The sequence below is a fragment of the Dysgonomonas gadei ATCC BAA-286 genome (assembly GCF_000213555.1).
Taxonomy (GTDB): domain Bacteria; phylum Bacteroidota; class Bacteroidia; order Bacteroidales; family Dysgonomonadaceae; genus Dysgonomonas; species Dysgonomonas gadei.
Genome location: NZ_GL891979.1, coordinates 142,923 through 155,532 on the forward strand (window position 1 = coordinate 142,923; position 12,610 = coordinate 155,532).

The following is a 12,610-nucleotide window of genomic DNA, read 5'->3' on the forward strand; positions in this document are numbered from 1 at the left end:
GTAATGAAAAGACGTGTCACTCTAATAATAATATTCACCATTGTCGCAGCTTCCTTATATCCACAGGAAAAACAGCCTGTCGATTGGGTCGATCCCTTCATTGGAACAACAAATTTCGGTACTACCAACCCCGGGGCTGTTGTTCCCAATGGAATGATGTCCGTTGTACCTTTCAATGTAATGGGGAGTAAAGACAATGCATTCGATAAAGATACACGCTGGTGGTCGACTCCGTATGAATATAACAATGTTTTTTTTACAGGCTACTCACATGTAAACCTGAGTGGAGTAGGCTGTCCGGACTTAGGGTCATTATTGATAATGCCAACAATGGGGGAACTGGATGTGGATTATCATCATTATGGTAGTCGCTACATCAGGGAGGAAGCTACACCGGGATATTATTCCAATCGGTTGACAAAATATGATATTCTAACAGAAGTTACATCTACAACCCGTGTGGGCGTACACCGTTATACATTTCCAAAAGGGCAAGCGAATATATTACTCAATCTGGGGCAGGGACTAACCAATGAATCAGGAGCTTTTGTCCGTTTCAATGGGAGTGACGAAGTAGAAGGAATGAAAATGTTGGGTACATTCTGCTATAATTCGCAAGCTGTTTTTCCTGTCTATTTTGTGATGCGTATTGCAAAAACTCCTTCTCAAAGCGGATTATGGAAAAAACAACGTCTGATGGACGGAGTTAAAGCCCAATGGGACCCTGATCATGGGAGGTACAAAATATATGATGGATACCAAAAGGATATTGCAGGAGATGATGTCGGTGCATGGTTTAGTTTCGATTTACCGGAAGAAGAACAAATAGAAGTACAAATAGGTGTTTCATTTGTCAGTATAGAAAATGCCCGGCTTAATCTTGATAAGGAGACTAAAGATAAAAATTTTGATACCATATATGCCGGAGCCAGAGAGAAATGGAATAATGATTTGTCTCGAATTTTGGTTGAAGGCGGGACAGATGAACAAAAGACAGTTTTTTACACAGCCCTTTATCATACGTTGATACATCCGAATGTGCTGAACGATGTGAATGGAGAATATCCCGCTATGGAGGGTAATAAGATACTGAAGACTGATAATACCCGTTATACGGTTTTTTCTCTTTGGGATACCTACCGCAACCTGCACCAACTGATGACTCTTGTCTGGCCTGACCGTCAGATGGATATGGTACGGTCTATGATAGATATGTACAAAGAATGGGGGTGGATGCCAAAATGGGAACTATACGGGCGTGAGACCTGGACGATGGAAGGAGACCCTTCAATTCCTGTTATCACAGACACGTGGCTGAAAGGGTTACGTGATTTTGATATTGAAACAGCATATAAAGCCTTCTATAAATCGGCAACTATGGAGGGTATATCTTATTCTACCGATACAATACGGAAAGGAGGGGCACTACCTGATTCTTACTATGCATCATTAAAAGGAGATTTTAATCGTATGCGCCCCGATAATAGTGATTATATGCGGTTAGGGTATGTTCCTCTACGAAGTGAGTTTGACAATTCGGTATCCCATGCCTTGGAATATTATGTAGCCGATCATTTGCTGTCCCGTTTGGCTGAAGCCCTTGACAAAAAGGAAGATGCTGACCTCTTCAGAGAACGTTCTTTAGGCTACAAGAACTATTACTCATCCGAATATGGAACTTTCCGTCCTAAGCTTGTGAATGAGACTTTCTTATATCCTTTCAATCCTGATCAGGGTATGAATTTTGAGGAAAATCCGGGCTTCCATGAAGGAAGCGCATGGAATTATACTTTTTATGTACCGCATGATGTAGAAGGGCTTGCAAAACTTATGGGCGGAAAAAGAAAGTTTATAGATAAACTTGAAATGGTCTTTGATAAAGGTTATTACGATCCTGCTAATGAGCCGGACATTGCATACCCTTATCTTTTCAGTTATTTTAAAGGAGAGGAGTGGCGCACACAACGTCATGTGCGTCGCCTGTTAGATAAACACTATACCACTAAGCCTGACGGGATTCCGGGAAATGACGATGCCGGCACCATGTCTGCGTGGGCGGTGTTTAGTATGATGGGTTTTTATCCGGACTGTCCAGGCGAGCCTTCTTATACACTGACAAGTCCTGTGTTTGACAGGATAACAATAAAGCTTGACGAACGCTATTGGAAGCAGGGAGAGCTGGTTATAGAATCGAATCGCAATAATGAGTCAGCTATATATATAAAGAATATAGCTGTAGGAGGAAAACCATTTGGAAATTACCGTATATCTCATCAGGAACTCATAAATGCGGGGAAAATTACTCTTAACCTGAAGCAAGAAAAATAAATAAAAAAAATCAGATCAGAAAATGAAAGGAAATCATATTCAGATAAAGAAGTTTGGAGTATTAGGCTATGTATTGTTTGGTTTGGCTGTGCTTGCCTCTTCCTGTAAAAATATAGATCAACACATTGAAGAAAATGATTTTGCAAAATATGTTGATCAGCGTATTGGCACTGGCGGGCACGGCCATGTTTTTATGGGGGCGAATGTCCCTTTCGGATTGGTACAATTGGGACCGATAAGTATTCCTCAAACATGGGACTGGACATCCGGTTATCATATATCCGACACAACGGTTATCGGATTCAGCCATTTGCATCTGAGTGGCACCGGTATAGGAGACCTGAGTGATATCGTACTGATGCCTGCAACAGGCACAGTAAATCATAACCGTGGCTCACACGATAGTTATGATACGGGAATGTGGTCTTACTTCAGTCATGCTAATGAACGTTTTGCTCCCGGTTATTACGCCACATTCCTTGATCGCTACAATGTAAATGTAGAGCTGACAGCGACTCAAAGAGTGGGATTCCACAAATATACTTTTGAAGAGGGAACCAACAATGCCCGTATTGTCATAGATATGGAAAACGGGACATGCTGGGATAGCCCGGTAGAAGGAAACCTGACAGTATTAAATAATAGCACCGTTGCCGGATACCGGTATTCGAAAGGCTGGGCTAATGATCAGCGGATATACTTTGTTGTGGAATTTTCCCGCCCTTTTAATAAATTCCAACTCTATGATAAAAATGTACTGAAAGAAGATAAATCATTTACCTCGAAGCAAGTATATGGGGAAGCAATGTATGGAAATATAGGTTCAGAACCACTTTTTGTTAAAGTGGCTTTATCTCCGGTAAGTATCGAGAATGCAATGCTGAATATGAAGGCTGAACTTCCTGCATGGGATTTCGACCAAGTAAAACAAAATGCCTATAATACATGGAACGGTGAATTGTCGAAAATAAAGATAAAAAACGAAGATGAGAATGTAAAGAAGATATTTTATACTGCGTTTTACCATACAATGATTGCCCCGTCGATTTTTAATGATGTAAATGGTGATTACCGCGGAGCTGATGGTAAATCTCATCGGGATGCCGGATTTACCAATTATACTACCTTTTCGTTGTGGGATACATACCGTGCGGCACATCCATTGATGACAATAATCCATCCTGAAAAAGTGCCTGATATAATAAATACGATGCTACATATATATAAACAACAGGGCAAGCTTCCGGTTTGGCATCTGATGGGATGCGAAACTAACTGTATGGTTGGCAATCCGGCTATTCCGGTTGTTGCAGATGCCATATTAAAGAATTTTACCGGATTTGATCACGATCTGGCATATGACGCCATGAAGATATCGGCCACGTTGGATGAACGGGGATTGGACTTATACAAAAAGTATGGTTATATCCCGTTTGATAAATACAATGAATCGGTAGCGACATGTCTCGAATATGCATTGGCTGACTGGTCCTTAGCTCAGGTGGCACAAAAAAATGATAAGAAAATGGACTACCAATACTTTAATAACAGAAGCAAAGCATATCGGTATTATTTTGATACGCAAAGTCATTTTTTAAGAGGACTTTCTTCTGATGGTAAATGGCGTACTCCATTCAATCCTATTCATTCTACCCATAGGGAAGACGACTATACCGAAGGTAATGCATGGCAGTATACATGGCTGGTACCTCACGACATAGAGGGACTTGCCGGACTATTCGGCTCTCGTGAGAATTTTCATCAGAAACTCGATTCTTTGTTTATCATCGAAGGGGATATGGGAGAAGAAGCATCCCCCGATATCAGTGGACTAATAGGACAATATGCCCATGGTAACGAACCTAGCCATCATGTGCTTTACCTATATACAATGACAGGACAACCATGGAAAACAGCCGATTTAGTAAGACGGGTACTGGCGGAACTTTACCATAATCAACCGGATGGATTATCTGGGAATGAGGATGTAGGTCAAATGTCGGCTTGGTATATCTTATCTGCTCTCGGATTTTATCAGGTCGAACCTGCCGGTGGTCGTTATTATTTTGGGTCGCCAATAGTTGATGAGGCTATATTGAATGTAGGAAAGGATAGATCGTTTACCATTATCGCCCATAATAACTCAACAGAAAATAAATATATTCAATCTTTGAAACTTAATGGAAAGCCATATCGGTTGCCATATATTAATTTTTCCGACATATCGAATGGAGGAAAACTGGAATTTGAAATGGGTACAAAACCTGCTGTATGGTTTGAGTAACAGGGAAATTAACTATAAATAAACAGACAAAATGAACCCGAGACTATTTATATTATTTTTATTGTTTTCAACATTAGGAGCTCTTTCATTAAAGGCTCAAATTTCATCTGATTATGTTTCTCAACGGAAACCATTGGAAAAGAGGTTTTTCACATCACAGGCGATAGAGGATGAAATAATCCGGATAACAAATTTATTAACCAATCCTAAGTTGAGATGGATGTTTGAGAACTGTTTTCCCAATACACTGGAGACTACAGTTCATTTCCGGATGACAGACAGTATACCCGACACATTTGTGTATACAGGCGACATTCATGCTATGTGGCTACGTGATTCGGGGGCTCAGGTATGGCCTTATGTACAATTTGCCAACCGTGACCCGAAACTTAAACAGATGCTTGCCGGGGTTATCAACCGCCAGTTTATTTGCCTTACTATAGATCCATATGCTAATGCTTTCAACGATGGTCCGGTGAAAAACAGCCGTTGGGCAAGCGATGTAACTAACGAACCGGCAAACCCTCTTGTTTACGAACGTAAATGGGAGATAGACTCACACTGTTATCCTATCCGCTTAGCCTATGAGTACTGGAAAACCACAGGAGATACGGATATTTTCGGTGAGACTTGGATAAGGGCAATGGAAAATGTATTGAAAACAATGAAAGAACAGCAGCGCAAAGAAGATCCTGGAGAATATTTCTTTTTACGAATAACCGACCGTCAGCTCGATACTAAGAACAACCGGGGTTGGGGAAATCCGGTAAAACCTGTTGGACTGATCGCTTCATCTTTTCGTCCGTCAGACGATGCCACATCTTATGAGTTTCTTATTCCATCCAATTTTATGGCGGTAACAACATTACGTAGAGCAGCCGAGATACTTGTATCTGTAAACAAGAATAGCGATCTGGCTGGGCAATGTAAAGCCTTGGCTGACGAAGTTGAAACTGCATTGGAAAAATATGCCGTATATGAACATCCGAAATATGGACCGATATATGCGTATGAAGTAGATGGTTTTGGAAATTATAGCCTTATGGATGATCCGAATGTCCCAAGCCTGTTGGCAATGCCCTATCTTGGCGATGTAGATATCAATAATCCTGTTTATCAGAATACCCGCCGTTTTATATGGAGTGATGATAATCCATATTTTTTCAAAGGAAGAGCCGGGGAAGGAATCGGTAGTCCACATATAGGACGATATGACATGATATGGCCCATGAGCATTATGATGAAAGCCTTCACCTCTCGGGATGACCTCGAAATTAAGATGTGTATAGAATCTCTCCTGAATACAGATGCCGGAAAAGGATTTATACACGAATCGTTCCATAAAGATGATCCTAATGAATTTACCCGCGAATGGTTCGCTTGGCAGAATACGCTTTTCGGAGAACTAATTATAAAAATTATTAACGATGGAAAACTTAATATTCTCAACTCAATAGATTAATTATTCAAAGAAAATATTCTGTATATATTATTGGTTATTGTATATAAATGTATCTTGTATTAAAACAATAAATATAGAATAAGAAAGAAGATACCTGCCTGATAATACATGTACTAACGGAGGTATCCCGGATAATTTCTGTAATAGGGATGCTTCTTTCTATTTACGAAATACTATAGAGCATTTAAGCGATCTGTTAGTGAACGTTAATATGAGTCTTGGAAAGATATTTAATGTCAATATTCAATTATAATCCTTTAACATCTGAGATATAATAACATACATCCATTACGCCTGAATAAATACTCTATAGCTGAATTAAATTAAATTCTTATAAGGATGTGGATAGTCACTACCCATTGCCTTTTTATATTCCGTAATAAAAGCTTGATATCTGATCCGGGCTTCGTCATTCATTTTTAGTTTCTGTAAGGCTTTAGTCTGGTAGACTAGCGCTTCGTCATTCAATGGATCTATAGAGAATAAGATATCTGTAAGGTCGATCGTTACCTGATAGGTTTCTGCTATGAAACTTTTTTCTACCTCTCTTAACAATGCAGGCTCTAGCTTTTGTTCCATTTCTACTTTAAATGGATCAAACACGGCCTCATCCGAAGATTTCAAAAACTTTCCACGTGTTAATATGGCTATCAGTTCTTCCCTGTTCTCATCTATTTTATTTGCTGAAATGATATCAAAACACTTTACAAAATCACAATAGCATTCCTGCTCTAATACGATTTTGAAAAAACCTTTATCATGAATAAATTCAATACCATCAAGTTCTCCCAGAGCTTTGCGTAAATGATTAATAGTCACATTTCTGGAGTTTTTAACCTTATCCTTGGGTCTGTCGGGCCATAATATATCGCTGAGTCGCTGCGATGTGATACCACCTTCCATACTATATTGGAGAATCAGGCAAAACATTTGTTTCAGCCGTACCGAAAACATGTAGGTTATATCCTTACCCGATCTGTCCCGTACAGTAAAATCACCGAACAGGTAAATCGAATTAGGCCGAAGGATTGTTTGTCCTGCTTTCTTATTATTGGGCTGATGTTTTATATTGTGTACTTTTTTATAAGATTTTCGCTTAAAAAACAGAATGGTAATAGTTATAATTACCACACAGGATATAACGATTATAAGTATTGCACTTTTTTCAGTATAATGATTATAACTGACCAGATCTTCAGCTGTTATAGGCGGAAATGCAAGAGAATAAACCTTCAGGTCGGAAACAATATCATCATCAAATTCCTGAACAATGGCATACAGGCAATTGAGTTGCTTGTCATAATACAGATTGGCATTTGTGGTAATACGGTCCGAATGTATTGGGATTGAATTACCGAGAATCTTATAACTCCCGTCTTTCAGTGAGAACTGATAAAGCCTGAGGTATGAGTCGGAAAAATGTTCCGGATAACATAATGTATAAAAACAGGAATCATTGAGTATTACCATTCCCCTCACAGGGACCACGTTATCTTCAGTCCATGGTATTTCCCAGCGCTTTATAACCCGGTTTGTGGTCAGGTTAATCTCATGCAGATCATAAAAATATTTCCGCCCTACGACTTGTTCCCCGGATTCATTTCCCATACCTCCGAATATATATATGGAATTTGTTTTCTCCAGATATCCAAGTGATGAGAAATACCGTGGAAAGATAGTATCTCCTTTAAAATCTTCAAGTATTTCCCATTTTCTGGAATTTAAATCGAAAGAATAAAAATTCTTACTATAATGCATATTACCGAATCCCCCGAATATTGTATACCGGGAAGTGGAAGGATCTAAATAAGAATCATGATGATGTAGCTGAGACAGAAGTTCGTCTGTAGATTCAGTTTCCCAGTTCTCAAGATTGGTTAAATCTACGCTCGCCATGGTCACCTCCTCCGGCACTCTCTCGTTGTATACTTCGTATGCGTATAGTCTGTTATTATCCGTATTAATAAAATTTGTCCCTAAAGCCAGCCGTACCGGGCATTTGTTACTGAAAGCCCTCATACTTGTCTTTCTAGATCTCACATTATATATATAAATAGAATCCCGGTTAAAATAATATATTTCTTTCTTTTCTCTATTATAATTAGCCCCGGCTACGGTTTTAGATTTAAATGATGCTAAAAATGACCAATGGTACGAGTCATTGATCAACCATCTTGGATTTGAAACTTCACCTAAAGCCTTACCATTCGAATCATGGACAATATTACCTTCGTTCTCCTTTAATGGAAAAGAATACATTTCCTGATTTCCCGCCGCCAGGTCTTTAATAGCAAAAGAGGGTACATCAATAATGTGATCACTCTTACCGAAGACAATGACAGGATAATACTTATCAGGGAGATTCGCATTTCCTATACCAAATGTATGATTATGGATGGTGAGCTTTATCGAATCATTTTTCAGGTCAAAGAATATTTTCATTTTAAACCAGTGAACATTGAGGAGTTCATCCATGTCTATCTCGGCAGTTATGAGACTACTCTTTCCTTCTTCATTAAATCGGAAAATATGGTTTTGACCCTGACCGTCATAAAACAGATTATAGATTTTATTGCTATTCTCATTCTTGATCCGTATAATATATCCTATTTGTGTATCAGGATAAAGAGATAAATTACACTCAATATTAAAATATTGTGAAAATTCGACAGCTTTATTACTAAAGACATTATACGATGTGCGTTTATCTATTGGTACTTCTCCGCCACTAAATTTCAGCCCTTGAGAAAATGTTTCAGGCGAAATTAAATAACCTAAAATGAGGAATATATAACACAGATATTTGCAAAGAGAAGTTTTTGCGACTGCTATTATTTTTATCATGGCTATGTAATAACTGAAATCAGAAATTGATTTTAGCGATAAAGATATTAAAAATCCTTTAAATCGAAAGAACTGAATATAGCCTTATACAAATGGAAAGTGTAAAATAGGCAGGTTAATGATTTTTTGTGGTTAATAACCCACTTTTAACCCAAAAATTAACCATTGAGCTATAATATTTGACGCAAAAATACTATGTAGCTGACTTCGGCTAATTCTAAACTGAAAACTAAAACGCATTGTATCTAATACTTTATTTTTTTAATCAACTCCTTATATTAAGTGAATAACATGAAACTAGTGAAAATTTTAAGAGTTTTTATGTTTATCGTCTTGCTTGGTACTATAACTAGTGCTTGTAGCAATGATGACGAACAGGTTAATATCGGTGCAGGTACTGTTACCGGTATTGTAACGGACGAGACAGGGTCTCCTATCGCCGGGGTCACGGTTGCCGTATCCGGTAAAGATGAGACTGTGAGCAGTGGTATCGATGGAAAATACACAATTCAGAATGTATCGATGGAATCCCATGCCGTAGTTTTTGTTAAAACGGGATGGCAAACAATCAGTGCAACAGTTACAGCGAAAAAATTTGTTAGTAGTGTAGCCACTGTAAACATTACAATGGTGAATGCTTCTGCAAAGATCAGTGGTATCATTACCGATGCTAAAAATGGCGGAGTTCCTCTCTCTGGAGTTACAGTAAGCATTGGTCCGGCAGGTACGGTTACCACAGGAACCGACGGGAAATACCTCTTCGAAAATCTGGTCGCCGATGAGTATACTGTGACTTTTACCAAAGCAAATTATGTAACTATCACCAAAACGGTGACTAAGGCCAGTTTTGAAGATGGGGCAGTGATTCTGGATTTACAGATGGGTGGAACTGAACTTTTGCGCGGATTGACCAGGGACGATCTGTTAAATGCTGATAAGTGGTACTACAATGAGTACCGTGGTGGAGGTAATGCTGATGCATATCCTCATTGGGACTGGGCTTGTGACTATATGTGTTCTCTCAGTTTCTGGGGCAATTGGGAAGAGCAATGGGAAGGAACCACATTGCGTACTCGTAATGATGAAGCAGACCGGAAGAATCCTGCCGACCTTAATGTATTTGATTCGTATACATGGGGTAGTAAAAAAATTACAGCGGACAATAAGATTCTTTCGCTGAGAGTGCGTACACATGATGCCGATGCATCTGCTCCTGCATATTTCGGTGTACAGGTAGTCGATCTTTCTGCAGCTGAGCCTGTGACCGAAAAAATTGGAGATGTAAGGACTCATGGTTCCGGGAATTATGCAGATTATCATTTCGATCTGAGTCAGTATATTGGCAAAGAAGTGATCGTCGCTATTGGTATTTATCGTAATGCGACAGGAAACTACTGGAAGCAGCTGGTACTTCGCCGTGTTGCTTTTGCTCAGGAAAATGTAACCAATTGGGATTGGATTCCGGGAAATGAAGTGATAGACGGCTGGAAACTGACTCACGAAATGGTTCGTTCCACGATGATACATACCAAAAAGTCATTTACAGGAATCAGCCCTATCAGTGCAGGACGTGATGTGAATATGACAACCGGTTATCCGGCAGCATACAGGGCTTGGCGAAATGTAGCACATATAGGACATGAATGGGCATTTGTACCATTACATAAAGACCCCGAAGTATTTCCATCCGAAGGTTACCTTATCAAGACCAGAGGCAGTGGTACTCAGGTGAACACTAAGGAGCCGGAAGCATATTTCTACTCTAAATTTGCTATCGCACCGGGTAGTAACCAATTAACGCTGAAGACCCGAAATTTCGGAAGCAATTACACTTTCTTCAAATTGACAGCAATAAAAGAAGACGGTACGATTGTGCATGTAGCTCCAAAATCGAATACAGCTCAGGACGCTGCCGCTGCTGCCGATGGTTGCTGGAAATTTAAGCACGGTTCGGGTGGAGCAGGAGACCCGGATGGATATGCTTCATTTGTATATGACCTGTCTCAATTTAACGGAAACGATGTGATGTTGATATTTGGTGTGTACAAAGGAGAAAGTAATGGAGATGAGAGTAAACTTGTATTCTATAATATTAACCTGAATTAAAAAACGAAAAAACTGCGCCCTTAGTGAATCCTCTGCATATCTCGATACTTCAGTATGTATTGTATATGCAGCGGATACACAGAGGGACAGGAATAAGAATGAAATGAAAAAAATATTTACAACTATTTTTTGTACACTCTTAGTGGTGACTGTTGCATGTAGTGATAATAATGAAGTAGATGGCAACGGAGGCGGCAATAATTCCGGAATTATCAAAACTGATAACCTTGCGGAGCAAAATATCCTTCGGTCGATGCAGTTGGTTGACAGTGCGGTGTCCTACCACTTTAAGGGAGAAGGTATGGCAATGTCAAGATATTACAATCCTTATACAAATTCGAATGTGAATAAGGAGGGAGCTGATGAGAAAGGCAGTGTATGGATGTACACAAGTTCTATCGAAGCTGTGAATGCAATCCTGCATGGGCTGAAAGCTCATAAGGAAAAAGGCAAAGCAGAGCTTTATGACAAGCACTTTAGCCGTTACACAGCCCTGTTAGCCAAATTGTATGATAATATTGCATATTATAGGGGCACGTTTCGTCTTACATCGTATACTCAAACGAAAGATTGGTCCGTATATGGAGTAGATAGGGGAAATGCCAAAGGTACAGCATTGGTAGAAGGTATACATAATGTATATGACGACCAGCAATGGCTGATCAGAGAACTTATCGAAGCCTATAAACTGACAGGTAGCAATACCTATCTGACCGAAGCGGAATATCTGGCGGATTATGTGTTGGATGGATGGGATTGTGTACTCGATGCCAATGGAAAAGAATACGGAGGTATTCCATGGGGACCGGGCTATGTGACAAAGCATTCATGTAGCAACGGGCCTGTAGTAAGTCCACTGGTATGGTTACACGAACTATATAAAGGTAAGAATGACGAAATTTCTTATAAATATATAGCAACTGATGGTAGCCGCAAAACCGCTACGCTAAAGAAAAGCGACTATTACCTAAAATTTGCAAAGGCTGTTTATGCTTGGCAAAAGACGAATTTGTTACGCGAGGATGGAGTATATCACGACATGATGGGAGGCTGTGATCCTGACTGCAATGTAGCGTATGAAACCGTTAACGGCGTAACATACCGCAAGCACACCAATCTGCGTGACCGTGTGGGTACTGCCTATTCTTACAATTGTGGCTCTATGCTTTCCGGTGCGGCTGACCTGTATCGTGCAACGGGAGAGAATACATATGTGGAAGATGCCAAAAAATTGTCGGATGCCAGTTTCAAATATTTTGCTAAACTGGGAGTAAACAAGCCCGGGTATTATACATATGATATAATAGGCTTCAACAACTGGTTTAACGGAGTGCTGATGCGCGCATATGTCGATGTATATCCTTCATACAATAATGCGTCTGCATACGTCGATAGCTTCCAGAAGAATCTTGATTACGGGTATGAAAACTTTTTCTACAGAGGATTTCTTCCTCCCAATTTATTAGTAGGTTGGAGTCGTGAAAATGGCAATAACAGAGTGGAAGGTATGTTCACTTTTGCCTTTGCTGCCGAATACGCTACTCTGGCGCGATACGAATTGGAAAAACAATAACTAACTTAAATTT

Annotated in this window: 6 protein-coding genes; 5 read left to right on the forward strand and 1 reads right to left on the reverse strand. The window is 39.6% G+C overall.

All coding sequences use genetic code 11. The annotated features are described in order from the left end of the window. Positions 1-3: 3 nt before the first annotated feature. From HMPREF9455_RS00595 to HMPREF9455_RS00605, 3 genes are read left to right on the forward strand one after another with little or no spacing between them, the layout of a single operon-like run. Positions 4-2,328, forward strand: coding sequence for a GH92 family glycosyl hydrolase (locus tag HMPREF9455_RS00595; RefSeq protein ID WP_006797617.1), 2,325 nt, complete (start codon positions 4-6; stop codon positions 2,326-2,328). Positions 2,329-2,350: 22 nt separating this feature from the next. After that, positions 2,351-4,612, forward strand: a complete 2,262-nt coding sequence (locus HMPREF9455_RS00600) for a GH92 family glycosyl hydrolase (protein WP_006797618.1) — start codon at positions 2,351-2,353, stop codon at positions 4,610-4,612. 31 nt (positions 4,613-4,643) lie between these two features. Beyond that, entirely contained in the window at positions 4,644-6,074 is a 1,431-nt protein-coding gene (locus HMPREF9455_RS00605; protein ID WP_006797619.1) for a glycoside hydrolase family 125 protein, read from the forward strand. A 318-nt stretch (positions 6,075-6,392) separates the two neighbouring features. Here the strand turns inward: HMPREF9455_RS00605 and HMPREF9455_RS00610 are convergent, their stop codons facing one another. Next, positions 6,393-8,918 (reverse strand): Kelch repeat-containing protein, encoded by a 2,526-nt coding sequence (locus HMPREF9455_RS00610; protein WP_006797620.1) that lies wholly within the window; start codon positions 8,916-8,918, stop codon positions 6,393-6,395. Positions 8,919-9,209: 291 nt separating this feature from the next. Here HMPREF9455_RS00610 and HMPREF9455_RS00615 point away from each other — a divergent pair, with 291 nt between their 5' ends. Together HMPREF9455_RS00615 and HMPREF9455_RS00620 are read left to right on the forward strand one after the other, a co-directional pair. Then, positions 9,210-11,024: an MSCRAMM family protein gene (locus tag HMPREF9455_RS00615; RefSeq protein WP_006797621.1), complete on the forward strand. Its 1,815-nt coding sequence runs from the start codon at positions 9,210-9,212 to the stop codon at positions 11,022-11,024. Positions 11,025-11,127: 103 nt separating this feature from the next. Continuing rightward, on the forward strand, positions 11,128-12,597 hold the full coding sequence (locus HMPREF9455_RS00620) for a glycoside hydrolase family 76 protein (RefSeq protein ID WP_006797622.1): 1,470 nt from the start codon (positions 11,128-11,130) through the stop codon (positions 12,595-12,597). Positions 12,598-12,610: the final 13 nt, after the last annotated feature.

What these genes read in the sequence shown, in the direction of transcription:
- HMPREF9455_RS00610 (WP_006797620.1), bottom strand. Translation starts at nt 8,918, where the DNA reads ATGATAAAAATAATAGCAGTCGCAAAAACTTCTCTTTGCAAATATCTG.
- HMPREF9455_RS00600 (WP_006797618.1), top strand. Translation starts at nt 2,351, where the DNA reads ATGAAAGGAAATCATATTCAGATAAAGAAGTTTGGAGTATTAGGCTAT.
- HMPREF9455_RS00595 (WP_006797617.1), top strand. Translation starts at nt 4, where the DNA reads ATGAAAAGACGTGTCACTCTAATAATAATATTCACCATTGTCGCAGCT.
- HMPREF9455_RS00605 (WP_006797619.1), top strand. Translation starts at nt 4,644, where the DNA reads ATGAACCCGAGACTATTTATATTATTTTTATTGTTTTCAACATTAGGA.
- HMPREF9455_RS00615 (WP_006797621.1), top strand. Translation starts at nt 9,210, where the DNA reads ATGAAACTAGTGAAAATTTTAAGAGTTTTTATGTTTATCGTCTTGCTT.
- HMPREF9455_RS00620 (WP_006797622.1), top strand. Translation starts at nt 11,128, where the DNA reads ATGAAAAAAATATTTACAACTATTTTTTGTACACTCTTAGTGGTGACT.